The sequence below is a fragment of the Gluconobacter japonicus genome (genome assembly GCF_015244665.1).
Taxonomy (GTDB): domain Bacteria; phylum Pseudomonadota; class Alphaproteobacteria; order Acetobacterales; family Acetobacteraceae; genus Gluconobacter; species Gluconobacter japonicus.
In genome coordinates this window covers 36,449-60,475 of the sequence record NZ_JABCQN010000004.1, presented here as the reverse complement: position 1 = coordinate 60,475, position 24,027 = coordinate 36,449, and the positions used below count along the sequence as shown (strand labels likewise).

Annotated in this window: 25 protein-coding genes and 1 tRNA gene; 9 read left to right on the top strand and 17 right to left on the bottom strand. The window is 55.5% G+C overall.

Annotated features, from left to right (window positions below; translation table 11 throughout):
• Nucleotides 1–9: 9 nt before the first annotated feature.
• The 3 genes from accC to aroQ are packed head-to-tail and all read right to left on the bottom strand — an operon-like array spanning nucleotide 10 to nucleotide 2,260.
• On the bottom strand, nucleotides 10–1,359 hold the full coding sequence (gene accC / locus HKD32_RS09625) for an acetyl-CoA carboxylase biotin carboxylase subunit (protein ID WP_010502269.1): 1,350 nt from the start codon (nucleotides 1,357–1,359) through the stop codon (nucleotides 10–12).
• On the bottom strand, nucleotides 1,359–1,814 hold the full coding sequence (locus tag HKD32_RS09620) for an acetyl-CoA carboxylase biotin carboxyl carrier protein (RefSeq protein WP_026017464.1): 456 nt from the start codon (nucleotides 1,812–1,814) through the stop codon (nucleotides 1,359–1,361). The genes accC and HKD32_RS09620 overlap by 1 nt, the downstream gene beginning before the upstream one ends.
• The gene (aroQ, locus tag HKD32_RS09615) at nucleotides 1,811–2,260 is read right to left on the bottom strand and encodes a type II 3-dehydroquinate dehydratase (RefSeq protein ID WP_023943307.1); all 450 of its coding nucleotides are present in this window, start codon (nucleotides 2,258–2,260) and stop codon (nucleotides 1,811–1,813) included. The genes HKD32_RS09620 and aroQ overlap by 4 nt, the downstream gene beginning before the upstream one ends.
• Nucleotides 2,261–2,414: 154 nt before the next feature.
• Here aroQ and HKD32_RS09610 point away from each other — a divergent pair, with 154 nt between their 5' ends.
• Nucleotides 2,415–3,032 carry a septal ring lytic transglycosylase RlpA family protein gene (locus HKD32_RS09610; RefSeq protein WP_010502273.1) on the top strand — a complete coding sequence of 206 codons (618 nt, stop codon included), beginning with the start codon at nucleotides 2,415–2,417 and terminating at the stop codon, nucleotides 3,030–3,032.
• Between the two features lie 30 nt (nucleotides 3,033–3,062).
• Here the strand turns inward: HKD32_RS09610 and HKD32_RS09605 are convergent, their stop codons facing one another.
• Nucleotides 3,063–4,184: a YihY/virulence factor BrkB family protein gene (locus HKD32_RS09605; protein ID WP_026017465.1), complete on the bottom strand. Its 1,122-nt coding sequence runs from the start codon at nucleotides 4,182–4,184 to the stop codon at nucleotides 3,063–3,065.
• Between the two features lie 380 nt (nucleotides 4,185–4,564).
• Between HKD32_RS09605 and HKD32_RS09600 the strand changes: the two genes are divergently transcribed.
• Complete coding sequence (locus tag HKD32_RS09600) at nucleotides 4,565–5,704, top strand: type III PLP-dependent enzyme (protein ID WP_194257922.1); 1,140 nt, start codon at nucleotides 4,565–4,567, stop codon at nucleotides 5,702–5,704.
• A 105-nt stretch (nucleotides 5,705–5,809) separates the two neighbouring features.
• Nucleotides 5,810–6,016 (top strand): TOBE domain-containing protein, encoded by a 207-nt coding sequence (locus HKD32_RS09595; protein WP_194257921.1) that lies wholly within the window; start codon nucleotides 5,810–5,812, stop codon nucleotides 6,014–6,016.
• 200 nt (nucleotides 6,017–6,216) lie between these two features.
• Here the strand turns inward: HKD32_RS09595 and HKD32_RS09590 are convergent, their stop codons facing one another.
• From HKD32_RS09590 to HKD32_RS09565, 6 genes are all read right to left on the bottom strand, one after another.
• A complete protein-coding gene (locus tag HKD32_RS09590; RefSeq protein ID WP_010502278.1) occupies nucleotides 6,217–6,777 on the bottom strand; it encodes a hypothetical protein in 561 nt (186 codons plus the stop codon).
• Between the two features lie 176 nt (nucleotides 6,778–6,953).
• Nucleotides 6,954–7,454 (bottom strand): molybdenum cofactor biosynthesis protein MoaE, encoded by a 501-nt coding sequence (locus HKD32_RS09585; RefSeq protein WP_061932246.1) that lies wholly within the window; start codon nucleotides 7,452–7,454, stop codon nucleotides 6,954–6,956.
• Entirely contained in the window at nucleotides 7,451–8,278 is an 828-nt protein-coding gene (locus HKD32_RS09580; RefSeq protein ID WP_061932243.1) for an NTP transferase domain-containing protein, read from the bottom strand. The genes HKD32_RS09585 and HKD32_RS09580 overlap by 4 nt, the downstream gene beginning before the upstream one ends.
• A complete protein-coding gene (gene moaC / locus HKD32_RS09575) occupies nucleotides 8,275–8,757 on the bottom strand; it encodes a cyclic pyranopterin monophosphate synthase MoaC (protein WP_061932241.1) in 483 nt (160 codons plus the stop codon). Before moaC ends, HKD32_RS09580 begins: the two co-directional genes overlap by 4 nt.
• Before the next feature lie 18 nt (nucleotides 8,758–8,775).
• On the bottom strand, nucleotides 8,776–9,813 hold the full coding sequence (gene moaA, locus HKD32_RS09570; RefSeq protein ID WP_082905351.1) for a GTP 3',8-cyclase MoaA: 1,038 nt from the start codon (nucleotides 9,811–9,813) through the stop codon (nucleotides 8,776–8,778).
• Nucleotides 9,803–11,011, bottom strand: coding sequence for a molybdopterin molybdotransferase MoeA (locus HKD32_RS09565; protein ID WP_061932239.1), 1,209 nt, complete (start codon nucleotides 11,009–11,011; stop codon nucleotides 9,803–9,805). Before HKD32_RS09565 ends, moaA begins: the two co-directional genes overlap by 11 nt.
• 117 nt (nucleotides 11,012–11,128) lie before the next feature.
• On the opposite strand from HKD32_RS09565, the gene HKD32_RS09560 reads away from it, so the two are divergent.
• Together HKD32_RS09560 and HKD32_RS09555 are read left to right on the top strand one after the other, a co-directional pair.
• Nucleotides 11,129–12,097, top strand: coding sequence for an XdhC family protein (locus HKD32_RS09560; protein WP_061932237.1), 969 nt, complete (start codon nucleotides 11,129–11,131; stop codon nucleotides 12,095–12,097).
• Nucleotides 12,097–12,684, top strand: coding sequence for a nucleotidyltransferase family protein (locus tag HKD32_RS09555; RefSeq protein WP_061932235.1), 588 nt, complete (start codon nucleotides 12,097–12,099; stop codon nucleotides 12,682–12,684). The genes HKD32_RS09560 and HKD32_RS09555 overlap by 1 nt, the downstream gene beginning before the upstream one ends.
• Nucleotides 12,685–12,696: 12 nt before the next feature.
• Here HKD32_RS09555 and HKD32_RS09550 read toward each other — a convergent pair whose 3' ends face one another.
• The 4 genes from HKD32_RS09550 to rplM form a co-directional block, all read right to left on the bottom strand.
• Nucleotides 12,697–14,118 carry a mannose-1-phosphate guanylyltransferase/mannose-6-phosphate isomerase gene (locus tag HKD32_RS09550; protein ID WP_194257920.1) on the bottom strand — a complete coding sequence of 474 codons (1,422 nt, stop codon included), beginning with the start codon at nucleotides 14,116–14,118 and terminating at the stop codon, nucleotides 12,697–12,699.
• Between the two features lie 231 nt (nucleotides 14,119–14,349).
• Entirely contained in the window at nucleotides 14,350–15,429 is a 1,080-nt protein-coding gene (locus HKD32_RS09545; protein WP_010502295.1) for a branched-chain amino acid aminotransferase, read from the bottom strand.
• A gap of 189 nt (nucleotides 15,430–15,618) precedes the next feature.
• Nucleotides 15,619–16,110, bottom strand: coding sequence for a 30S ribosomal protein S9 (gene rpsI / locus HKD32_RS09540; RefSeq protein ID WP_010502298.1), 492 nt, complete (start codon nucleotides 16,108–16,110; stop codon nucleotides 15,619–15,621).
• Between the two features lie 9 nt (nucleotides 16,111–16,119).
• A complete protein-coding gene (gene rplM / locus HKD32_RS09535) occupies nucleotides 16,120–16,593 on the bottom strand; it encodes a 50S ribosomal protein L13 (RefSeq protein ID WP_010502300.1) in 474 nt (157 codons plus the stop codon).
• A gap of 326 nt (nucleotides 16,594–16,919) precedes the next feature.
• Between rplM and HKD32_RS09530 the strand changes: the two genes are divergently transcribed.
• From HKD32_RS09530 to HKD32_RS09520, 3 genes are all read left to right on the top strand, one after another.
• Nucleotides 16,920–18,335: a hypothetical protein gene (locus HKD32_RS09530; RefSeq protein ID WP_061932231.1), complete on the top strand. Its 1,416-nt coding sequence runs from the start codon at nucleotides 16,920–16,922 to the stop codon at nucleotides 18,333–18,335.
• Nucleotides 18,332–19,231 (top strand): SDR family oxidoreductase, encoded by a 900-nt coding sequence (locus tag HKD32_RS09525; protein ID WP_061932229.1) that lies wholly within the window; start codon nucleotides 18,332–18,334, stop codon nucleotides 19,229–19,231. The genes HKD32_RS09530 and HKD32_RS09525 overlap by 4 nt, the downstream gene beginning before the upstream one ends.
• A gap of 99 nt (nucleotides 19,232–19,330) precedes the next feature.
• A complete protein-coding gene (locus tag HKD32_RS09520; protein ID WP_061932227.1) occupies nucleotides 19,331–20,263 on the top strand; it encodes a DMT family transporter in 933 nt (310 codons plus the stop codon).
• 30 nt (nucleotides 20,264–20,293) lie between these two features.
• On the opposite strand, the gene HKD32_RS09515 is transcribed toward HKD32_RS09520, so the two are convergent.
• From HKD32_RS09515 to HKD32_RS09505, 3 genes are all read right to left on the bottom strand, one after another.
• Nucleotides 20,294–20,545 carry a hypothetical protein gene (locus HKD32_RS09515; RefSeq protein ID WP_061932225.1) on the bottom strand — a complete coding sequence of 84 codons (252 nt, stop codon included), beginning with the start codon at nucleotides 20,543–20,545 and terminating at the stop codon, nucleotides 20,294–20,296.
• 811 nt (nucleotides 20,546–21,356) lie between these two features.
• A tRNA-His gene (locus tag HKD32_RS09510) sits at nucleotides 21,357–21,432 on the bottom strand.
• A gap of 78 nt (nucleotides 21,433–21,510) precedes the next feature.
• A complete protein-coding gene (locus tag HKD32_RS09505) occupies nucleotides 21,511–22,374 on the bottom strand; it encodes an SDR family oxidoreductase (RefSeq protein ID WP_194257919.1) in 864 nt (287 codons plus the stop codon).
• Between the two features lie 187 nt (nucleotides 22,375–22,561).
• Between HKD32_RS09505 and HKD32_RS09500 the strand changes: the two genes are divergently transcribed.
• Nucleotides 22,562–24,016, top strand: a complete 1,455-nt coding sequence (locus HKD32_RS09500; protein ID WP_061932220.1) for a SulP family inorganic anion transporter — start codon at nucleotides 22,562–22,564, stop codon at nucleotides 24,014–24,016.
• Nucleotides 24,017–24,027: the final 11 nt, after the last annotated feature.

Below are 24,027 nucleotides of genomic sequence, written 5' to 3'. Positions count from 1 at the left end.
GTCTCCAGATCAGGACTTCGTCTGCTCAGCGACGAAATTTTCCAGCCAGTGAATGGTGTAGTCACCCTTCTGGAAAGACGGATCAGCAAGGATCTTCCGATGCAACGGGATCACCGTCTGCACACCGTCAACCACACATTCGTCCAGCGCGCGCTGCATGCGGGCGATGGCTTCCTGACGGGTCGGGGCATGAACGATCAGCTTGGCAATCATGCTGTCGTAGTACGGCGGGATGCGATAGCCAGCGTAAAGAGCACTGTCCATTCGCACACCCAAACCACCCGGAGCATGGAAGACATTGACCGTGCCAGGGCTCGGCGCAAAGGTTTCCGGGTTCTCGGCGTTGATACGGCACTCGATGGCATGGCCGGACATCTTGATGTCCTTCTGCGTGTAGCCAAGCTTCTCGCCAGCGGCGATCCGGATCTGCTCACGGACCAGATCGACGCTGCACACCATCTCCGTCACCGGATGTTCCACCTGAAGGCGGGTATTCATCTCGATAAAGCAGAACTGGCCATCCTGATACAGGAACTCAAGAGTACCAGCATTCCGGTAGCCCATGCGTGCCAGAGCCTCGGTCGAAGTACGGCCGATTTCTTCACGCTCAGCATCCGTCAGAGCCGGAGAGCCAGCCTCTTCGAGCAGCTTCTGGTGACGACGCTGCAGGGAGCAGTCACGCTCGCCGAAATGCACCACGTTGCCATGGGCATCGCCAAGGATCTGAAGCTCGATATGACGCGGACGGTTGAGATACTTCTCAAGGTAGACTTCGTCATTCCCAAAAGCCGCACGGGCTTCAGTCCGGGCAACGGTCCAGGCTTCCTCGATCTCGTCCGCCGTCTTGGCCACCTTCATGCCACGACCACCACCGCCAGCAGCGGCCTTGATCAGCACAGGATAACCGACGCGCTCAGCCACTTCACGAGCAGACTGCAGATCCGGCAGAGCACCATCAGACCCCGGAACCAGTGGAACGCCAAGCTCACGCATGGTCGTCTTGGCCGTGATCTTGTCGCCCATCATGCGGATGTGCTGTGCCGTCGGACCAATAAAGGCCAGACCATGCTCTTCAACCGTTTCGGCAAATTCGGCATTCTCGGACAGGAAGCCGTAACCCGGATGAATGGCTTCCGCACCCGTGATCGTAGCCGCCGAAAGAATGGCAGCAACATTGAGGTAGGAATCACGGGAGCTTGGCGGCCCAATGCAGACAGCTTCATCCGCCAGACGCACATGCATGGCGTCGGCGTCGGCCGTGGAATGAACCGCTACGGTTTTGATGCCCATCTCTCGGCAGGCGCGCTGGATACGCAGCGCGATCTCACCACGATTGGCAATGAGGATTTTGGAAAACATTACTCAATAATCGCCAGCGGCTCACCGAACTCAACCGGGCTGCCGGACTCGACGAGGAACTTCGTCAGTGTGCCAGCGCGGGGAGCCTTGATCTGGTTGAAAGTCTTCATGGCTTCGATCAGCATAATCGTCTGACCGGCAGTTACCGGCTGGCCTTCCTGCGCAAACGGCGGGGATGAGGGGTCCGGCGTCAGATAAGCCACGCCCACCATCGGGCTGGGGACGACACCCGGATGCTTAGCCAGATCAGCCGGAGCCGCAGCAACAGGAGCCGCCGCTGCGGCAACAGGAGCAACTGCAGCCACAGCTGGAGCAGCTGCCTGAACCACGTTGACATTGCGCGCCACGCGGATGCGGCTGTCCGCTTCAGAGATCTCGATTTCGGTCAGGCCGGTTTCCGTCAGAATATCGGCCAATGCCCGAATGGCATCTTTGTCCACGAGCATACGGCTCATCCTTCGTCTTCGATCATGTCGGTTATTGCCTGAAGCGCATGCGCGTATCCCCTGACGCCGAGGCCGCAGATCACACCGATGGCGGCCTGCGAGACGTAGGTATGATGCCGGAATGGCTCCCTGCGGTGAATATTCGAGATGTGAACTTCAACGATTGGCAGCTCGACGGCAAGAAGCGCATCAAGCAGAGCAATCGAGGTATGCCCATAGGCGGCAGGATTGATCACGATTCCATCAGCACGGCCGCGACATTCCTGCACCCAGGACACGAGTTCGCCCTCCCCGTTCGTCTGGCGGAAATCAATAGCAACGTCCAGGCGTTCAGCAGCCTGAATGCACACCTGCTCAACATCGTCGAGCGTAGCGTGACCGTAGATTCCAGGCTGGCGAAGACCCAGCATGTTGAGGTTCGGGCCGTTGAGAACGGCTATGAGAGGACGTTTCATCTGGCCGCGCGATAGCACTTTCGGAGCCGTCATGAAAGCGTCATCGCCCTATTCCTGCCGTCTTCGCAGGGTTCAAAGGGGGACAGGGCCTCGGTTTTATGCTATCGAGCATGGTTCGAGCCCGCTTTCGTCAACTGGAGAAGATACCAGTCTAGTGCAATTTGTCCTGTCTGCCCTACGTCCGTCCCTACGTCTGGTTCCTCTGCGCGGCATGACATTTGCTGTCGCCCTGGCAGGAATGAGCGGCGCCTCGATCGCCCATGCGGCTGACGAGTCTCCGGATGGTTCAGCAGGAACAGTCAGAACAAGCTGGGCAGATTCGGTTCGGACTGCGCTGGCAAACAGGGCGCACAAAGCTGCCTCCTGGACGCAGCATGGTGTTGCAAGCTGGTATGGACGCCATTTTCATGGGCATCGCACTAGCAGTGGTGCGGTTTTCAATACCAATGACATGACGGCAGCCCACCCTTCGTTGCCGATTGGTACGAAGCTGCTTGTCACATCTCAAGATACGGGTCGCTCAGTGATTGTTACAGTCAACGATCGTGGGCCTTTCAACAGCCGGATCATTGATCTATCCCATGCTGCAGCCGAACGGATCGGTATGCTGCACAGCGGCACCGCGCATGTGACGATTGCTCAAGTTGCCAACCAGCCTGCAACGGATGCCGCAAGCGAAGTGGCTGAAGCCGAATCGCATGACACCAGCGAAGAAGCCATTCAGGCTGCTTCGGGTCAGACATCTTCAAGAAAAGCTTCTCGCCAACCTTAAGCGAGGAGAGAAACATTCACCCTGAAACGATCAGGGTGAATGTTCTGCGGTAACAGCCTCAGCGACTAGTGGATCAGGCTGGGGCAGCCCGGCAATGCGCGGGTGTGCGCCCCGAGCCCGCTCTTCAAGCCCGGCATTCAATTCCGCACCGAACAGCACAACATACGCACTCACGAAAAACCACATCATGATGGCGGCAACGGCGCCCAAGGGTCCGTACGTTGCGCCATAACTCGCAAAATGTGCGACATACCAAGAAAATCCGAGGGATAGCAGAACCCACAGGACTGTCGCGATTGCAGAGCCGGGCACGATCCAACGCCACTTCACAGCATCACGACACGGTGCAAAACGGTAGAGCATCGTCACAGCCACAAACACGAACAGCAACATCAGAAGCGGCGCGAGCGTATGCACCACCAGCGGTGCCCCATAGGAAACCAGCAGGTCAAAGGGTGGTGGTGGTTTCCGGAAACCCAAAATGCGCGGCAGATAATCAACAAGCGCAGGAGCCGCAACCATCAGAGCCAGTGTAAGCGCTGCGCCAAACACAGCCATGAATGTCGTCGCCAGTGCTGTTGCCTGAAAGCGCAGGAAACTCCGGGTCTCGGTCGCATTATAAGCCATGTTCAGAGCAGACAGAATCGACTTTGTACTGGCCGACGCAGACCAGAGCGCCACAGACAGGGAAAAAATCAGTCCTATCGTCAGAGAGGTATGCGGCTGAGAAACCAGTTCATGAATGCGGTTCCCAATCAACGAATAAGCCGTGGGTGGCAGCAGATGACGCAACACTTCAAGCTGTGGCTCAACAGTCTGAAGGTCAAACGCCAACCCATAAAGCGAAATCAGACTGGAGATGGCCGGGAAAAGCGACAACGTCGCGTAAAAAGCGCAGCCTGCTGCTGACAAGGAGGTTTGGGAAGACCCCACTTCAGAAAAGACCTGGCGAAAGACAATCTTCCAGCCCGCTTTTGGCATAGCGAGAGGAGACGCAGCTCCGGTTCCCGGCGCATCTGGCCCAAGTTTGCGAGCCTGACGAATATCCTCCTCATCCGGCTCCGGCGTCAGTTGTCTGACACGCTCCATATCGTTCTGGATTGTTTTCCGGTCAGGTTCCGAAGATGACGCAGAATCGGGGAATAGGCTCACGCAGGGGTCCTCGGCAGTTCCTGTTATGGGCAGACTGTAAAGTGAGCTGCTCTTCAAACTTAAAGATCAGCCCTGCTCATACGCAGAAATAGCCTTCTACGTTCCGAATTTGCCCTGATTTCGCAGCCATCATTATTTCCTAAATGCAGATAATGCAAAAATACCCCTTGCAACGATAAGGCTTTGGTCTCATACGCCCCGTCACGCAGCAACGCACGTGCCACTGGCCCTCTCGAGGTTACGCAACGACGTCAAGCGTTCTGGCCTTCCGGGTCCCGCTTGTTTGGGTCCCCGCTATTCGCTGGTCCGTTCGACCGTTTCGCAACACACTCGCAGGGTGTCATTCTTCCCTGACGAGTCCGGTTCTGGGAATGAGTGTCATGACTCCCAAAATCACCCGTTTTCTTGCCGAGCAGCAGCCGGCAACTCCTTGCCTCGTCGTTGATCTCGATGTTGTGGAAAACAACTATCGTGCTCTTCATGACGCGCTGCCGTCGGGCAAGATCTATTACGCCATCAAGGCCAATCCGGCCCCGGCTATTCTGAAGCGCCTGGTCGCACTTGGTTCATCTTTCGATGCCGCCTCCCTGGAAGAGATCCGTATGTGCCTCGATGCAGGCGCAACGGCGGACCGCATCTCCTACGGCAATACGCTGAAGAAGGTCAGTGCGATCCGCGAGGCCCGTGCGATGGGCATTGATCTCTTCGTGCTGGACAGCATGGAAGAGCTTGAGAAAATCGCCGCTAATGCGCCCGGAGCCCGTGTCTTCTGCCGTCTGGCCGTTGAAAACGAAGGTGCTGACTGGCCTCTCTCACGCAAATTCGGCACGACAATCGCCCATGCTGGCGATCTCATGCGACGCGCGAAAGAGCTTGGCCTGCACCCTTACGGCCTTTCCTTTCATGTCGGCAGCCAGCAGACGGGCATCGCGGCCTATCAGCATGCTATCGCCAAAGCCGCAGCACTTTATCATGAGCTGCGCGCGGAGGGTCTCGATCTTCAGATGATCAATCTGGGCGGTGGCTTCCCAACGCATTATCGGGAAAACATTCCGTCCGTGCAGGAGTTCGGTACGGCTATCCGCGGTGCACTCGCCGAACACTTTCCGGATGGAGAGCCAGAGGTTCTGCTTGAGCCAGGCCGTTATATGGTAGGTCAGGCTGGCGTGGTCTCCAGCGAAGTCATTCTCGTCAGCCGCCGCGGTGGTGCCGAGAAAGATCCACGCTGGGTCTATCTGGATATTGGTCGTTTTGGTGGACTTGCAGAAACAGAAGGCGAAGCCATTCGCTACACGTTCCGCACCCCCCATGACGAAACGGACAGTTCGCGCTCCCCTTGCGTCGTAGCCGGACCAAGCTGCGATGGTGTGGATATTCTTTATGAGAAGAACCGCATTCCACTGCCCAACAGTCTGAAGTCGGGTGACCGGATCGAGATTCTGGCAACGGGAGCCTATGTCTCGACTTATTGCTCCGTTGGGTTCAACGGCTTTCCACCACTGAGTGAACATTACATCTGAAAGATTCCGCACCGAGAGATCTGGCTTTGCCAACTCTCGGGCCAATCTTGTGCCTGACTGGATCGTTATCCACCTTGAGGAAACCCCATCAGCAAGGACAGACCCATGAAACTCAGTGCACGTAATCAGCTCAAAGGCCGCATCACCAGTATTGTGAAAGGTGCAACCACCTCTCACATCACGATCGACGTGAATGGCACGATCATTAAAAGCGCCATCACGAACGAAGCCGTTGATGAACTTGGTCTTGCCGTTGGTAAAGATACCTATGCCGTGATCAAGGCCTCCAGCGTGATGGTCGGGGTAGACTGATCCCCTACTCCCTGAACATCGACCAGACCTGTCCCTGTCCCCAGAAAGCATTCAGAATTTCTTCTAAGGTCAGGTCAAAACCTATCCATGCAATCCAACTGAAACTCAGAATCCCAAGACTGAGAAGCAAAAGCGAAACCGCTGCTGTTTCAAGCTCTCCGCGTGTGTAAGAAGTATTTCTCATCTTCACACCTGCCAGTTTAATGCAGCGTTCTTCCCGCCCATGACGGAGGCACATCACGCGGCCAGAGAACGCGCATGTCTGCGGGATGAATCTTCTTCCAGCGGGCCAGAGACGACAATGCGCCTGCCCCAGCCGTTTTCCGTTCATGCCGTGGAAGCCAGTGGCCAATCCCAGCCATACAATCCGAAATCAGCGCAAGGGCTGTCACGACGTAGCCCTGCATGAGGCGTTCGGGAAACAGATCCGCCAAAAGAGCGAAAACTTCTTTCTGCCCTTCGTTCTGAACAGTCTGAATGCCTTGAAGAAAACGCTCTTCCATAGCGCTCAAGCCCTGCGATCCTGGCGGATTGATATCGAGAGGCGGTGCTCCCATCGCTTTCAGATGCTGACTGGCATCCTCGAACGCCCGCTCGGCCGCATCCAGCACAGGCCGGAACGACGCTGGGAACATGCCATCCGTCGTGCGCGTCTCATGGCAGTAAGGCAGTCGATAACGACTGACCAGACACCGGATACTCCAGAGCGCCAGACGCTCACAGCAGCACAGGTCAGACAGGAAAAGTGGTGTCCGTGTCATGATCAATCTCCGAATCAGCAGAACCGGAGACACATTAGTTGAGAATGATTTGCAATATCAATCTAAAAATACAATCTGTCCTGCCCATTCCTCAGTAGAGAGGGCGCACATTCATCTCCGAAGAAAGAGCACAACAGTGCCCGATGACGTTTGAGCAATTGTCATCGGGCAAACACTCAATGCTGATGACCGCAGGAACCGTGATCGTGATGATGTCCATGGTCATGCGATTCATCACTGGCCCGAGGAGCCGTCTGACAGTGATGGCAGGCAACCCATTCGGCATCACCATCAAGGTAATGCTCTTTCTTCCAAACCGGAACGCGATGCTTGATCTCGTCAATAATGTACCGACAGGCCCGGAAAGCCGCATCCCGGTGCGGCGCAGATACACCGATCCAGACAGCCACATCCCCGATCCGAAGTGTTCCCGTGCGATGCATCGCCACAGCGTGGCTGATCTCGAAACGGGCCAAAGCTTCCTCGATGATCCGTTCGCCCTCCTTTACGGCCAGCGCGGCATAAGCCTCATATTCAAGACCATCCACAGCGCGGCCCTCATTGCTGTTCCGCACCCATCCCTCAAACGTGCAGAACCCTCCGGCTTCCGCCAGATGCAAACCATCCCGCAACGCATTCAGATCGACTGGCGCATCCGCCATCAGAAAGTGCGTCATCCGCCCGTCACCGGGGGAATGAACACAACATGATCTCCGGTCATCAAGGGTTGTGTCCAAGATGCAAAATCCCCGTTCAGAGCAACTCGGAGGCGAGAAGCCTCAAAGGGAAAGCCATATTTTTCCTTCAGCTGCTCATAGAGCGGCCCAACAGTCCCAAAAGCGGTCTCTACCGTTTCGGTCTTCTGCCCCGCTAACTCTCTCATCTGAGCAAAATATTCCACTTCGAGGCGGATCATCTGGCCTCCCAACCGTCGGGTCACGCTTTCGCGTTCCTCAGGGGTGTTAATGTTATCCAATGCCCCCTGCGTCTGCGGAGACAGAAGCAGGGTATCGCTATTGATCAGAAGTTTCCGCGGACAGTTCCGACCGCCCGCCACCTGTCGCGCCAAAGCCTCCAGAGCCGTAGGCTCCCAGATTGCACAGAGCGGCTCAGGCAAACCATCATGCTCACTGCGATAAGCCACCGCCGTATGCTGATGCTGACAAGCACCGATAAGGGTCTCCAACGTGACACGATCCAGTAAGGGCAGGTCACAGGCCAAAACCAGCCATGCGGCCTCAGGGTAGGCCTGATGGGCAGATAGAAGACCCGCAGCCGGACCATCTACATCGACCGCATCAACGATCTGAGGAAACCCCGCACGCAGAGGCTCGTCTTTCTGTGCAGGCCGAACCGATATGAAACACCGCTCGACTAGCGGAGACAACACATCGAAAGCGTTCCGAAGCTGCGGTTCCCCATGATAGGTCAGCGCAGCCTTGTCCTGCCCCATGCGGGAACTGACCCCGCCAGCCAGAACCAGCCCGTAAAGCGGTCTCATGCTTCGATCCGCTGGAAATCGCGTTTTCCTCCGGCCTTTCCCATCAGTCGAACATCCCGGATGACCATATCGTGCGAAAGCGCCTTGCACATGTCATAGATCGTCAGTGCAGCGACAGAGGCCCCGGTCAGGGCTTCCATCTCCACGCCGGTCTTCCCCTGGCAGGAGACACGACAATCAATCACGGCTTCGTCCCCTTCCATTGTAATCTCAACGCGACATCCATTGAGAGACAGCGGGTGGCAAAGCGGGATCAACTGGGACGTCGCCTTCACGCCCATCACGCCCGCAATCTGCGCGACAGTCAAAACAGCGCCCTTCTTTGTCATGAACCCCGCATCGCTCAGGGTCTTCGCCACATCCGTCGGAAACAGAACACGCGCCTGCGCATGAGCCGTGCGCTCCGTCACGGTCTTGCCGCTGACGTCCACCATCCGCGGATCTTCTCCACGCTCATTGACATGGGTAAGCGTTTTCATCTGTCCCGGCCTCCCGATCTAACCACCGATATAATTCATCTCGATCCGGCGTGACGCCGAATTGGTCTCACCTGCAACACGTTCTTCACTATATCTGTCCGTCCGCGCCCGCCACACGGACGCCAACCGCTCCCGGAGTGCCTCATCCCTAACATCACTCCGCAAAAGACTGCGCAGATCCGTACCTTCAGAGGCAAACAGACACGTATAGATTTTCCCATCCGAAGACAGACGGGCACGGGAACAGTCCCCACAGAAGGGCGCCGTCACAGATGAAATAAACCCGATTTCGCCACCACCATCCTGATAACGGTAGCGACGGGCCACCTCACCCTGATACTGGGCACCTAGCGGCTCCAGAGGCCATAATTTATTCAATCGCGTTACAAGATCACGGGAAGGAACAACTTCTTTCAGTTCCCAATGATTACGCGTTCCAACATCCATATATTCGATGAAACGCACGATAACGCCAGTATGCCGAAATCGGGCAGCAAGATCCTCCACACCCGTATCGTTCACACCACGCTGCACAACAGTATTCACTTTCACACCACCTGGGAACGAAAGCGCATTTGCCTGTTCAATCGCAGAGAGCACCGGTTCAAGCTGCGCGCGCCCACCACTCATGCGGGAAAAAATCGCAGGGTCCAAACTATCAAGACTGACTGTAACCCGCCCTAACCCTGCAGTTCTGAGAGCGACAGCATGACGGTCCAGCAGAACGCCATTCGTCGTCAGAGCCACATCCTCAACGCCAGGAATCTCCACCAGACGACGGACCAGAGACGGCAGGTCAGGTCGCAGCAGCGGCTCACCACCCGTCAGACGCAACTTCGTTACGCCCAACGCAACCGCCGCCCGAGCAACCCGCACGATTTCGTCGAAACTCAGCCTTTCCTTAGGCTCAAGAAAACGAAAATGCTCATGATACGTTGCTTCCGGCATGCAGTACGGACACCGGAAATTACACCGGTCCATGACGGAGATCCGAAGATCATGCAGAGGCCGCTGAAAGCGATCCCGAACAGATGTCAAAGGCGTGCTACCAGCCATGAAAAACAGCGTTGGATCCAGCAGGAGCCAAGCCTTCGCCGGGCGCCAACTCTACAAAGCCATCAGTTGCAGCCAGAAAACTGAAATCGCCTGAAGTCGGCATCGGATGTGGCATCGCCATCGCGCGCCCGGCCTCATCATGCGTTACTCGAACAGGCAGATACCGGGTCAACGTTGGAACGCGGGAGGCTTCTGCCGCCAGTTGTACGGAATATGTTTCAGGACGCACAACACCCTGTCCCGCCAGAAGCATGGGAATGACATAGCGCGTCGCACAGCATGTCGCGGAAACGGGATTACCGGGTAGCCCAAAAACACGTTGACCTTCAGGACCAACACCAAACCAAAGAGGCTTACCGGGGCGTTGCGCGACCTTATGAAAAACACGCTCCACCCCGAGCTTCATCAATGCTTTCGGCACATGGTCGAACTGTCCCATGGAAACACCCCCACTGAGGACAAGAACGTCGTGCCTGGCGAGTTGTTTTTCCAGTGCCAGAATCGTCCTGGCAAGATCATCAGGCACAACCGATCGTTCAAGACGGGTGAACCCTCGAGACACCAGAGCCCCTGTCAGAGCGTATTCGTTCGAACGCCGGATTTCCCAGTCTCGCACCGAAGCATCGACGTCAACCAGTTCATCGCCCGTCGCGATGATTCCGATGGAGGGACGAGCAGCGACCTCAACAGTCGCATGTCCATTCCCGGCCAGAACGGCCAAGGCCGGCCCATTCAGCCGTAGCCCCCGGGATAGCAGCTCATGCCCCGCCGCACAGTCAGAGCCTTTACGATGAATAAACTGGCCCTTCTCGGGAGTGTAGCCCTCTTCGAACTGAACCTGCTTTCCATTCCGAAGCAGACGCTCAACCGGAACAACAGTATCTGCCCCTTGAGGCAAAACCGCGCCTGTCATGACGTCGAGGCAGACAGCCCCTTCCGCAAGCTCCTGCCCCGGCACGCCAGCACGCTGAACACCCCGGCACTCAAGAACAGAACCAGTTCCATAGCGATAGGCAATGCCATCCATCATGACACGATCATAAGGAGGTTGGGCACGCTCCGCACTGATGGTGTGCTGGAGAATACGCCCTGAGGCCTCAGCCAGAGGAACCTGTTCAGTCCCAAAGTGACCTGCATACCCCAGAACCAGATCCACCGCCTGTGCGACACTCAGGAGTTCGACCAATTTCTGCTCCAATGATTATCCCTGCCGATATAAACCTACTACGGGGCGGATCAACTCCTGTTCATGACAGGCTATGTCATAATCGTATTTGGGATTAGTCTCTCGCGCTCGTAAAGGAAAGGATATTTCATGATGGGGCCGGACAGGCTTGCACCCCTTCCCCAATGGCCGGAATACGGCCTGACAGATGATCTCCTTCCCATACTGGAAACATGGCTTGCACAGGGCAAGCAGGCTGCCCTCGCCACACTCGTGTCCATTACCGGATCTTCACCCCGCCCCCTCGGCAGTGAAATGGCCATCTCCAGCAGCGGAGACGTTCAGGGATATGTTTCTGGGGGCTGTGTTGAAGCCGCAGTTGCGGCCGAAGCCCTGCAATGCCTGCAAGACCGTATCCCTCGCCTTCTGGATTATGGCGCAGGCAGTCCTGTTCTGGATATCCAACTCACCTGTGGAGGACGGATCAGTATTTTTGTGCGGCCAATTGCAAACTTGGCAACGCATGTCGAAGCCTTACGGAACGCCCGCGCTGGCCGTCAGGCCATCGCCCTCGTAACGGACCTGCAAACAGGAATAATGCATTTCACGCACACCCAGCCCTTATCCGAAGAGGGAAAAATATTTGTGCGGCATTATTCCCCACCACTGAGGATTGTCGTAGCCGGGGGAGACCCCGTTACGCTTGCACTTCTGAAACTGGCCCCACAGTTCAATATCGAGACTGTCCTGCTCCGTCCGCTGGGACCCGCCGTCCCTCCCAGCATGGTCGATGCAGAGCATTATGATCGCAGACGCCTGACAGAGGCTCTCTCCGATCTCACCCTTGATCGCTGGACAGCCGTTTATACTCTGACCCACGATGCCCATACCGATCTGACCATTGCCACCAACGCTCTGAACTCCGATGCTTTCTGCGTCGGTATTCTCGGAAGCCGCCGCAAAATAGCTGGCCGCCTCGCCGCTCTCAAAGCTGCAGGCATTGCGACTGACGCTCTTGAAAAACTTCACTTACCTGCTGGTATGGACATCAATGCCCGCAACCCAATGGAAATTGCCCTGTCAATTCTCTCTCAAGTCACAGCATATCGACCGTCGTGATGTCTCATAATGCCGTTCTTCTGGCCGCAGGCGGCAGCAGACGTCTTGGGCAACCCAAACAACTGCTCCTCAAACAGGGGATGCCGCTTGTACGGTATATTGCTGATCTGCTGCTACAGACCCGTCCCAATCGACTGATCATTGTTACAGGCGGAAGCGCTGAAGTTGTTGAAGCAACACTCACTGATCTGCCTATTAAAATCTGCCGCAACCCAGACTGGGAGACCGGCCTCGCCAGTTCCCTTCAGGTGGCAGCGCAAGCATTGCAAAGACACTCCGAGCCTGTCCTGATCGCAGGAACAGATCAGCCGTGCCTGACGCTCGCACGCTTAAATCAACTGCTTGAGAATGGAGAACGCAATAATATCGTTTCGGAATACAGACCAGGCGCATTGGGCATTCCTGTGCGTCTGACGGCGGACACACTTGCAAAAGCATCAGAACTTCAGGGAGACAAGGGCTTTCGGGATCTCTGGAAGAACAATCTCCCTTTGAAAATAACTGCTCCAGAACTTCTGGACGATCTCGATACACCCGAGCAACTGACAGAAGCGATCAGAGCGGGCTGGATAGACCAACCTGCCTGATCGCAAGATCGCTCAACTCCGTGCGTAGACATCCTCGATACGAACGATATCGTCTTCCCCGAGATACGGGCCAGACTGCACCTCAATCAACGTCAACGGAATTTTTCCAGGATTTTCCAGACGGTGAACGCACCCAAGAGGCAGATAAACGCTCTCGTTTTCCCTTACCAGAACCAGATCATCATCACGGGTCACAAGCGCCGTGCCACCGACAACAACCCAATGCTCTGCCCGATGAAAATGTTTCTGAAGGGAAAGCTTCGCTCCGGGTTCCACCACAATCCGTTTGACCTGAAAACGATCCGCCTGAATGAGACTTTCGTAGAAGCCCCACGGACGATAACAGCGGTTATGGGAAGTTGCTTCCTTACGCCCGGCCTGCACCAGACGGGACACCATGTGCTTGACGTCCTGTGCCCGGTCCCGATGTGAGACCATGACCGCATCCGGCGTAACAACCACAATCAGGTTCTCGACACCCGTCACCGTCGCGACAATTCCGTCAGATCGAACGTAGCAGTTCTTCGCCCCGTCCAGAAAGACATCACCAATAGCCGCATTACCATCTGCGTCCTTGGTACTCAGATCCCAGAGCGCATCCCAGCTTCCAATGTCAGACCATCCGAAACTACCCGGCACAACAGCTGCAAGTTCAGTCCGTTCAGCAATCGCGTAATCAACCGAGATATCTGGTGCCGCAGCGAAGCTCTTTTCTTCAAGCCGCTCAAAATCCATGTCCGTGTGACGGCTGCGAACTGCCTGACCAACGGCTTCATAAATGCGCGGCTCGTAGCGCTCGGTTTCCTGGAGAAAGACACGAGCCTTCACGACAAACATGCCAGAATTCCAGAGATACTTCTCGGAGCTGCAAAGCGTTAGGGCCTTCTCGGCATCTGGCTTTTCAACAAACCGGGAAACATCGTAGACCCCCCGAACAGTTTTCAGTTCAGCACCGACTTCAATATAACCGTAACCGGTTTCGGGTCGCGTCGGCGTCATGCCAAATGTGACAATCCGCCCGCTCTCTGCTGCATCAATCGCTTTTACAAGCGCACCACGCAGCGCGTCTTCATCCGTAATCGCCGCATCTGCCGCCATGATCCAGAGGATCGCTTCCGGGTCCTGCTCCGCAACCATGAAGGCTGCCGCTGCAATAGCAGGTGCAGAGTTTCGCCCCACAGGCTCCAGAACGATCCGGCTTTTATGGATTCCAGCATCCCGCAACTGTTCAGCCACGATAAAACGGTGTTCTGAATTACAGATAATAATCGGGTCGGAAAAACCAGCGCCCTGCCCCCGTAGCGCAGTTTCCTGAATGAGTGTTTTTTCATTCAAAAGAGGCCAGAACTGCTTGGGATAGCTCTTGCGCGAAACAGGCCAGAGACGGCTTCCTGATCCACCTGACAGGATTACCGGGACGACATGCTGAACCATAGAGCAGATATTCTTTCAACCGCACGAAAGGATTTCACGGGAACGTCGAAACCATTTCCGGGTCTTGTGGTCACAAAGTATCGGTAGGATGTGCCAGCTTACACTTACGCAAGGCAAGTCGGATCTGTGCAGAAATACGAAGCGAAAAGAGCCGGGCAAACTCTGTCACATTCCGCGACATGCCCGGCCCCTCAAGTTAAAACCTCGCCAAAAGCAGGATCTTGTTACCCCTTAGACGATACGATGCACCCAACCATGCACATCATTTGTCCGCCCCCCCTGAATATCAGTCAGAAGCGTTTTGAGCTTCATCGCAACAGGGCCTGGCGTCTTGCCATCACCGAAAACCGCTTCCCCTGAAGGACGGATCAGCTTGCCAATAGGCGACAGGACTGCGGCCGTCCCGCAGGCAAATGCCTCCGTATACTTTCCAGACGCAGCGCCAGCGAACAGTTCATCAATTTCCACTGGTTCCTGAAGAACTTCAATGCCGTGGTCCGAAGCAAGCTTGATCAGACTGTCCCGGGTAATGCCACGAAGAATAGTGCCACCCAGCGGAGGCGTGACAATCTTGCCGTCATTTCGGACGAACATGACGTTCATGCCACCCATTTCCTCGACAAAGCGACGCTCACGGGCATCAAGGAACAGAACCTGATCGCAGCCCTTTTCCTTGGCTTCAGCCTGAGCCACCAGACTTCCCGCATAATTGCCGCCACACTTGGCTTCACCCGTCCCGCCGATCGCAGCACGCGTATAGAATTCGGAGACCCAGACAGACACACACCCGGAACTGAAATACGCACCGACCGGACAGGCAATGACAATGAACAGATATTCCGTCGCGGGCTTCACACCGAGGAAGACTTCATTCGAAATCATGAATGGGCGCAGGTAGAGGCTTTGCCCATCGCCAGAGGGGACCCAATCCTGATCCACACGAACCAGTTCATCCACGGCCTGAATGAACAAATCTTCCGGCAGAACAGCCATGCCCATTCGTTTTGCGGATGCAGCAAAGCGCGATGCATTGGCCTGCGGACGGAAGGTCGCCACATGCCCATCAGCTTCCCGATAGGCTTTCATGCCCTCGAAGATTTCCTGACCATAATGCAGCACCGTAGAAGCCGGGTCGATACTAAGCGGGCGACGTGCCGTCACCTTGGCATCATGCCAGCCTTTTTCTTCAGTATAGCGAATGACCGCCATGTGATCGGTGAAGACACGACCGAACGCAGGGCTGGCCAGCAGTTCCGCACGGCGAGCGGGATCGGTGGGCGTATCGGTTTTTTCAATGGTAAAGGTCGTCATGGAAAAGAACTTCCGCAAGCTGGTCTGATAAACGTGCGGGCACTCTGCCACAGGAGTTCCGGAGTGGCGATAGGGAAATATTATTTCTAAAACGAGGTATTTTTAGACACTAAATTCAGAATTCAGATATGAAAAAACCCCGGCCACAAAATGACCGGGGCTTCCCCAAAGCTTCGAAAAGCTGAAAAATCAGCGCTTCGAGAACTGGAAGGAACGACGTGCCTTCGCACGGCCGTACTTCTTACGCTCGACAATACGGCTGTCACGCGTCAGGAAGCCAGCAGCCTTCAGAATACCACGGAGGCTCGGCTCGTAATGCGTCAGTGCACGGGAGATACCGTGACGAACTGCACCAGCCTGACCGGACAGACCGCCACCAGCAACCGTGCAATACACGTCGAACTGGTTGTAACGATCAGCGATCAGGAACGGCTGCGTGAGGAGCATACGCAGAACCGGACGGGCAAAATACGTCGTGACCGGACGGCCGTTGACGATGATGTCACCCTTGCCAGGCTTGATCCATACGCGGGCCACGGCGTCCTTACGACGACCGGTTGCATAGGAACGGCCCTGTGCGTCACGCTTTACTTCGTGAACCGGGGCGGCATTGGTGGCAACTGCAGGAGCAACGCTCGCAAGGTCCTGCAGCGTGCCGGTGCGCTCTTGGGTCTCGGACATGGTCAGGCCTTACGACTCGTGTGAGATGGTGTTCTTGCGGTTCAGGGCAGCCACGTCCAGCTTGACAGGCTTCTGGCCGTCATGCGGGTGCTCGGAACCAGCGTAAACATAAAGGTGCTTCATCTGAGCGCGCTGCAGCGGACCACGTGTGATCATGCGCTCGACAGCCTTCTCGACAACGTGACCCGGGTTCTTGCCCGTGAGACGCTGCGTGATGGTGCGCTCCTTGATGCCACCCGGATGACCCGTGTGGTAATGGAACAGCTTCTGGCCAACCTTGTTACCCGTCAGCACGACCTTTTCTGCGTTGATGACAACAATGTTGTCACCGCAGTCGACGTGCGGGGTGAACTGTGGCTTGTGCTTGCCGCGGAGACGGGTAGCGATGATGGTGGCGAGACGGCCGAGAACGAGCCCTTCGGCGTCGATCAGCACCCAGTTCTTCGTCACCTCCGCCGGCTTCAGCGAACGTGTGGTCTTCATCAGTGACATTCCAGCTTGGGGCGCGGCAGAACCGCGCCGTGGATGGCGCTCCCAGCAGCGATAGCTTGTCCCGAAGGAAGACCATTGCCCCTGAAAGCGGATCAGGTGCGGCCTTATTGCGGTCCTGCGCCTTTCCGTCAAGTCATCTTTTCGAATCATGATGGATGATTCGGCGCAGTTTCCCGCCATTTTTATCAATGAGGTATTATCATACCACATTTTTTCTAACCCTGATTTGCCCCTGACGTCTGGAGTGGTATCGTGCGGCCACCTTTTGGGACCATGACGTCCGGTCCCTGTGCTGACGAAAAACGGGATCAAAGAACGTGAAACGCCCCTGGCTCACAGCGAGCCTGCTCGCGGTCATCGCAGGAATGAGCGCCATTGGCATCAATCATGCCGCCACCGTCGCGCTAGACCGCGGAATTTCGCGGTTTCGTGCCGCCCTCCCTGCTGGCGCCACCTTGACTTACGCCTCTGCTCGCCCTGCGATCCTGGCTCGTGGCGCACTCCTGACAGATGTTGTTCTACAGAATGGAAACCTGACGTTCCGGGCTCATACCATGCGCCTCGGCCACCCCATCCCGACTCCTGATGGCGGCCTGATCCTGTCTCATCTGGACATGGAAGATCCCACTTTTCAGACCCCCAACAGTATCATTCGCGCTCACAGCGCTCACATGACACATCTTGTCACACCCCCCCCTACTCCAGGGAAAAGCGGTCTTGGGGCCTTGGATTTCGGCCACGTCACACTGGATCGCGGGACTGTCGATCATCTGTCTGTCCAGAATCTCTCCCAAGTCCTTCAACCGAACGGAACACATTTCAACAGCCTGACAAGTGACAGCATTCAGATCGAAGGGTACGGGCCAGATCAGACAGCAACTGTTACCATTCAGAATGTCATGGGAATTGTGTCTCGCACGACGCTTCAGGCAGACCGAACCTCGCACATGATCTCCCTGCAAATGTCGCTTCGGGATTTCAAAATCAAACAGCCTGAATTTTCTGCCTGGGTCGCGGCCCAGCAAACAGGCAATACCACCTTATCCTATGCCATTCCGCCCGTTGAGAGCCTCAAACTCTCCAATGCCCAGATCATTTCTTCCGACCGATCTTTCAGACTGGATACGCTGACCGGGAAGGGGACAAGGAAAAATGGCAGGGACAACAGTACTTTCGAAGGTCAGGGATTTCATTTCCATTCCACTCAAACCAAAACACCGGTCCATATCGATGGCCTCCACTCCACATTGACTTATACACAGGAGCGCGTAGCCGAAACCGGTGCAATCCATGCACAAGCCCTTCTGGCAGTCCCAGACCTGACGCAGCTTCATTTTACCATGGACCTGACAGGGCCATCCGATCAGCAACTCAAACTCTCTTCGTCCCAGCCCCTCCAGGATGCGGTTCGACTGGTTCAGACAACCCTGACCATCCATGGTGATCGCCTGATACAGCTTCTCCCATCCCTCAACGCGGGCCGCCCGCTGAACGGCACCGAACAGGATCAGGCCAAAACAGTTATGGCGCAGGGACTGGAAATGGCGCTGTCACCCTACCCTTCTCTCGCTGCCCTCCCCAACTACGTCGCCAATCCCGACAACCGGACGCTCTCCATCGTCTTTGCCCCCAAGCCTCCAATGGCTCTCACCGCCCTTTCCACACTGGCTTCGACACCTGTTGGCGCTGTGTCCCTTCTCTCCCCTGAAGCCTTGACGGTCACTGCTCAATGACCCTGCCATCCAGCTCAATAGCGAAAATCTGCGTTATCGGAGCCAGTGGCCGCTCCGGTGCAGCTCTTTGTCGGGCACTGATTAAAAGCGGACATCAGGTCATTGCCGTTGTCCGTAATCGTGGCAAACTGGCCCCTGATCTTGCAGAAGCTTGCATCGCGGTTCGCCAAGCAGACCTGACTGACCCTGTTGCACTGCCGATCGCGCTCGAAAATGCAGCGGTTGTCGTCAACACAGCACATGCAAGACATCTACCCGCCATTCTTGCCGCAACGAACGCCCCCATCGTTGCTCTGGGCAGTACACGCAAGTTTACCCGCTGGCTCGATGATCATGGCCGAGGCGTACTGGCTGGGGAAGCTGCATTACAAACGGATGGACGTCCTTCCATTCTGCTGCATCCAACCATGATTTACGGCGCCCAAGGCGAAGACAACGTACAGCGTCTGGCTCTTCTTCTGGAACGGCTGCCGGTCATTCCCTTACCAGGCGGTGGCCGCTCGCTCGTTCAGCCCATTAATCAGCAGGACGTCACTCGGAGCATCATTGCGGCAATCCACCTGCTTCTTGAGGGGAAAGTCAGTGGACCAGAGAGCCTCGTTATCGCCGGACCAAATGCCGTTTCATACCGAACATTCGTACGGATGATCCTGTATTTCTCAGGTCTCGGAGGTCGCCCGATCATCCCGTTACCCGGATGGTTTCTGGTGGCAGCATCTCATATGACGCGACACCTCCCGAAACTGCCAAAAGTGGCTCCCGAGGAAGTCCGCCGACTACTGGAAGACAAGAATTTCGACATCACTCCCATGCGGACACGACTTGGCATCGATCCAATACCGCTTGAGGCCGGCTTGCAGAAGCTTTTATCAGAACCTCCTGCACACCTGACCTGAGCAGAACAGAGCTTTTCATCTTCTGAAACATTGACGGTTTGACCCATGAGGTTTTCATAGTCCCCACCTGGGCCACGCCCGAAAAGGGGGACACCTCACATGAAAGCAACGTTTCTATCATCAGGCATGATGCTGTCCTTTGTCGGCTTTGCGCTCTTCTCAATCAGCGATGCCTGCTCCAAAGGACTGGCAGGACACCTCGATCCTTTTGAAGTGGCTTTTTCTGGAGGTGTGCTGGGATTTCTCATCCTCCCCTTCATTCGGAAACCTCACGAACCCTATTCCGACATTTTTGCAACTGACCGGCCATCCATGTGGCTGCTGCGCGCGGTTTCCACTTTTGTTTCAACAGCAGCCAGCGTCATGGCCTTCATGCTTCTGCCAATGCCTGAAGCCCTGGCACTCATGTTCCTGATGCCGTTCTTCGTCACCCTGATTTCTGTTGGGCTTCTCAAAGAAAAAGTCTCAGGCTGGACATGGCTTTCCGTCGCAGTTGGATTTCTGGGCGTTCTGATTGTGCTGCGCCCCGGCGTCCGGGCTTTTCATCTTGGCCATTTATGCGCCGTTATTGCAGCCGCAGCCAATGCTACCAGCGTCATTGCCTACCGACTGGCGGGGAATAACAGCGCCCGACTTTCCCTGTTCGGATCAAGTCTTTTTGGCCCCTTGATAGGCGACGGACTTCTGATGCTGACACATGCGAGTTGGCCACATGGCTTTGCAATCTGGGCGCTTCTGTTCGGATACGGTTTTCTGGCAGCCTTGGGCCAACTTTTCATGATGATGGCGACGGCACTCGCTCCTGCCAATCGCGTCGCCCTACCCCAGTATAGCCAGATGCTCTGGGCCGTAGCCTTCAGCTATGTGCTCTTTCATCAACCGCTGGATAGCTGGACTTTTGTAGGAATTGTTATCGTCACGCTCTCTGGAATGCTGCACTGGATCCGGCAAAAGCTTCGCTACGAACGTATGGCCCTAGAAGATCACTGGCACCGACATCATACGCCTGGAATACACCCGACGAAGCCATAAAACCCTTGGCAGAGCAAAAAGAGCGTTCGCCTAATCATCGCCCCAGCGCCATTTCCACCCGCCTTCTGTTTTCACAGAACAGATCCAAAGCAGCACAATAACGGTCACAAGATCAATAACGCAGGAAAGAACCATGATCGGGATACTCTTGGCCCACATCATGAACAGATTAGTCAAAACAATAATTCCCATGGACACGATAATCGTGACGCGCCCCTCCCAGGTAATGGCGCGCCCGGTCCCGTAGCCATATCGTTTCGCTGCGAACCACGCTCTTTCCATGACAATGCTCCGTTCCTGAACTTCCCATCCTATACGTTGCAATTTCGATATAATTTTATCAAGAATTGTCGCTTCTTTCAGGAGCTTGTAAATGCATTTTCAAACCACGCTTTAGCGTTTTGCACTTATAGGGTCGGAGGCTCGTACTTAATGGACCGTTCGACCACCTGCTTCCTGCCCCAAAAGATAATCTCCAAGAGACCTGAAGAAAAGCCTGTAACGGTCTAAAAGCTCGTTCTTAACCTGTCCGTCTAGCTCTCGATGCCATCGGGTTAGCAGAGCGCCCAAGCACTCAGGCTCTTCCTGCCTCTGCCACCTCTCTAAAGCTCGCCGTGCAAGCGTCTTTGTCATAATGGCATCAGAAGAAGAAGAAGAAGACCGAACACAAGCCTTATTGGTGGTAACTAGAGGCAGCTCATCGTTAGAAGCATCACTGGACCACTGAGGAACCCACCCAGAGCCCAGCGGCTCCATATCGGCTTCCTGAAGGACCCGATTAAGATGATTGCAGATTGCTGAAATGGCCGCATCTCGACGCCTCAGGGCCTCGAAACGACATTGCGTCCCGAGTGTCCGCACGATGTCTCTACGGCGTCCTGTGATGGACCCTGTGGCTTTGCCAACGTCAAACCAACGGTCTTTGGGAATGATGAAGCGAACGCAATATGTGCGTCCACGCAGGGTCAAATGGTGCATGGTCAGAAGCCCTTGGAATGATCCAAAAGGCATGACGCTCGACCCATGACGCAGCGTCAGAGTCCAGAAAAACTCTGAAGAACTAACTCATTGATTTTATTTTGGAAAAGAATGCTGGGGCGAATGACGGGGATCGAACCCGCGACAACCGGTACCACAAACCGGCGCTCTACCGACTGAGCTACATCCGCCACACAGCGATGCGTTCTTTAGAGAAAGCCGAAGCAGGCGTCCAGCCCTTTCTGAAACTTTTCTACAAATTTTTCAGTTCAGATGACGGGCACACCACCCGTGACAGCAATATTCGCCCCTGAGACATAACTTGCCTCATCACTGGCCAGAAAAACATAGGCGGCTGCAAGTTCCGCGGGCTGACCGGGACGCTTCATCGGGCCATCCGCGCCAAAATTCCGGACATGCTCACCATCCATTGTTGCCGGGATCAGAGGCGTCCAGATCGGGCCGGGTGCAACCGTGTTGGACCGAATACCCTTTTCAGCCAGTAGTTCTGCCAGTCCACCACTGAAATTCAGAATGGCACTTTTAGTGGCTGAATAGGCAAGCAGCTTCGGCTTGGGCCGATCAGCATTGACCGAGACCGTGTGGATCAGCGCGCCACCCGATGGCATATGCGGAACGACAAGACGCGACAATCGGAAGACAGCACCCGAATTGGTATCGAACGTCAGATCCCACTCATCTTCACTGACTTCGTCCAAAGAGTCCCGCTCAATCTGAAACGCAGCATTATTGACCAGCACATTGACCTCGCCAAACTCGGCGACAGTCTTGTCCACGATTTCCTTACAAACAAAACGCTCTTTGATGTCCCCCGGCAGAAGCAACGCTTTACGCCCCGCTTTTTCAACCCAAAGTGCTGTTTCCCGGGCATCTTCTGTTTCTTCCGGCAGGAATGACAGCGCGACATCAGCCCCTTCACGAGCAAACGCAATAGCGACCGCACGACCAATTCCAGAATCACCGCCTGTAATAATGGCGATCTTCCCGCGCAGCTTCCCACTACCGACGTAGCTCTGCTCTCCATGATCCGGCTTGGGCGTCATCTCGGACGTCTGACCAGGAATACGGTCTTGCAAAGGCGTGTCGAACGGGGGTTTCGGATAGTTACTCATAGAACGCTCCTCATAGTCAGTGAAACGCCAACGTCCTGACAACACGGAGTGTTCAATCACCACCTGCCATTTTCTGGCAGAAACGCTTCATTCAGAAAGCAAGTCGCGTTACACTGAATGTCTCATTGCCGCGCCGGGCCCGAATACGTCGCAACCCTTTTGACCTTGCATCCTCAAAGGACTGAACATGACACCCGCTCTCTACCGCCGTCAGTGGGGTGAAAACCCGCTGCGTGAGGTTCTGGCTGGCATGGTCGGCACATTTGCCCTCATTCCAGAAGTTATTGCCTTCTCTTATATCGCAGGGGTCTCCCCGGCTGTTTCCCTCTTCGCCTCTTTCATCATTTCGATATCGATCGCGATTTTTGGAGGCAGACCTGGCATGATCTCCGGAGCCGCAGGCTCGGTTGCTCTGGTTGCGGCTCCCCTCGTCCATGCTCATGGCGTACAGGCCATGATCCTCGCGACCCTGATCGCAGGAGCCCTGCAAATTGTCTTTGGCCTGCTCAGGCTGCAAACCGTCATGCGCTTTGTCTCGGCCGAAGTCCGCACAGGCTTCGTCAATGCACTGGCCATCATGATTTTCTCCGCACAGGTGCCACAGATGCTCGGTGTAGGCTGGGAAACATACGCCCTTATTGCTCTGGGACTGGTCGTTATTTATCTGCTTCCGAAAATCTCGGATGCCATTCCCTCTCCCCTGATCTGTATCGTCCTGCTGACAGCCATCACCATGCTGCATCCGATGTCGGTTCATACAGTGTCGGATCTTGGCGACCTACCAACAGGCCTTCCTCACCTGACATTCCCCCATATCAGCTTTGATTGGGCCACCGTGTCGACCGTTCTGCCTTATGCTGTCGCCATGGCAGCGGTTGGACTTCTTGAATCCATGATGACCGCTTCAGTCGTCGACGATCTGACAGATACGCACGGCAACCAGCGCATGGAATGCACAGGGCTCGGAATTTCCAACATTCTCGTTGGCGCTTTTGGCGGCATTGCAGGTTGCGGCATGATCGGTCAGACCGTCGGCAATCTGCGCTATGGTGGCCGCGGACGTCTTTCGACCTTCACTGCCGGTGCGTTTCTTTTAACCCTGATGGTCCTGCTGCATCACTGGGTCGGCCAGGTACCTATGGCCGCGCTCGTCGCCATCATGATCATGGTGTCCATCAGTACGTTCTCATGGTCCAGTCTGCGTGACATTGTTCGCCAGCCAAAACTCTCAACATTGATCATGTTGATCACAGTTGTCGTCGTCGTCCTGACACATGACCTCGCAGCAGGCGTTCTGGCTGGCGTCCTGCTATCAGGCGTCTTTTTCGCATGGAGAGCCGCAGCACTCCTGACCATCAGTACCCATCGCGATGGCTCGACGGAAATCTATACAGTCGCGGGACAGGTTTTCTTTGCGTCAGCCGATGGCCTCTACGAAGCCGTCGATTATCTGACAGATGCAGACACTGTTATTCTGGATCTGACCCATGCCCGCTTCTGGGATGTGACGTCTGTTCAGGTCCTCGAAAAGACCCTAGAGAAACTACGCAACCATGGGCGAACGGTAGAAGTGATGGGTCTGAAGCAGGACCAGCACAGCATCATTGCGTCGCAGTCTGACAACGCCCTGCTCGCGATGTAATTCTACTGGCA

Excerpts from the sequence above, each read along its gene's own strand:
- HKD32_RS09500 (WP_061932220.1), top strand. The coding sequence starts at position 22,562 with ATGACACCCGCTCTCTACCGCCGTCAGTGGGGTGAAAACCCGCTGCGT.
- HKD32_RS09620 (WP_026017464.1), bottom strand. The coding sequence starts at position 1,814 with ATGAGCCGTATGCTCGTGGACAAAGATGCCATTCGGGCATTGGCCGAT.
- HKD32_RS09550 (WP_194257920.1), bottom strand. The coding sequence starts at position 14,118 with ATGGTTCAGCATGTCGTCCCGGTAATCCTGTCAGGTGGATCAGGAAGC.
- moaC (WP_061932241.1), bottom strand. The coding sequence starts at position 8,757 with ATGAAAACGCTTACCCATGTCAATGAGCGTGGAGAAGATCCGCGGATG.
- HKD32_RS09580 (WP_061932243.1), bottom strand. The coding sequence starts at position 8,278 with ATGAGACCGCTTTACGGGCTGGTTCTGGCTGGCGGGGTCAGTTCCCGC.
- HKD32_RS09555 (WP_061932235.1), top strand. The coding sequence starts at position 12,097 with ATGTCTCATAATGCCGTTCTTCTGGCCGCAGGCGGCAGCAGACGTCTT.
- HKD32_RS09520 (WP_061932227.1), top strand. The coding sequence starts at position 19,331 with ATGAAAGCAACGTTTCTATCATCAGGCATGATGCTGTCCTTTGTCGGC.
- HKD32_RS09585 (WP_061932246.1), bottom strand. The coding sequence starts at position 7,454 with ATGACGCACTTTCTGATGGCGGATGCGCCAGTCGATCTGAATGCGTTG.
- aroQ (WP_023943307.1), bottom strand. The coding sequence starts at position 2,260 with ATGAAACGTCCTCTCATAGCCGTTCTCAACGGCCCGAACCTCAACATG.
- accC (WP_010502269.1), bottom strand. The coding sequence starts at position 1,359 with ATGTTTTCCAAAATCCTCATTGCCAATCGTGGTGAGATCGCGCTGCGT.
- rplM (WP_010502300.1), bottom strand. The coding sequence starts at position 16,593 with ATGAAGACCACACGTTCGCTGAAGCCGGCGGAGGTGACGAAGAACTGG.
- moaA (WP_082905351.1), bottom strand. The coding sequence starts at position 9,813 with ATGGCTGGTAGCACGCCTTTGACATCTGTTCGGGATCGCTTTCAGCGG.
- HKD32_RS09590 (WP_010502278.1), bottom strand. The coding sequence starts at position 6,777 with ATGACACGGACACCACTTTTCCTGTCTGACCTGTGCTGCTGTGAGCGT.
- HKD32_RS09505 (WP_194257919.1), bottom strand. The coding sequence starts at position 22,374 with ATGAGTAACTATCCGAAACCCCCGTTCGACACGCCTTTGCAAGACCGT.
- HKD32_RS09600 (WP_194257922.1), top strand. The coding sequence starts at position 4,565 with ATGACTCCCAAAATCACCCGTTTTCTTGCCGAGCAGCAGCCGGCAACT.
- HKD32_RS09515 (WP_061932225.1), bottom strand. The coding sequence starts at position 20,545 with ATGGAAAGAGCGTGGTTCGCAGCGAAACGATATGGCTACGGGACCGGG.
- HKD32_RS09525 (WP_061932229.1), top strand. The coding sequence starts at position 18,332 with ATGACCCTGCCATCCAGCTCAATAGCGAAAATCTGCGTTATCGGAGCC.
- HKD32_RS09545 (WP_010502295.1), bottom strand. The coding sequence starts at position 15,429 with ATGACGACCTTTACCATTGAAAAAACCGATACGCCCACCGATCCCGCT.
- rpsI (WP_010502298.1), bottom strand. The coding sequence starts at position 16,110 with ATGTCCGAGACCCAAGAGCGCACCGGCACGCTGCAGGACCTTGCGAGC.
- HKD32_RS09560 (WP_061932237.1), top strand. The coding sequence starts at position 11,129 with ATGATGGGGCCGGACAGGCTTGCACCCCTTCCCCAATGGCCGGAATAC.
- HKD32_RS09595 (WP_194257921.1), top strand. The coding sequence starts at position 5,810 with ATGAAACTCAGTGCACGTAATCAGCTCAAAGGCCGCATCACCAGTATT.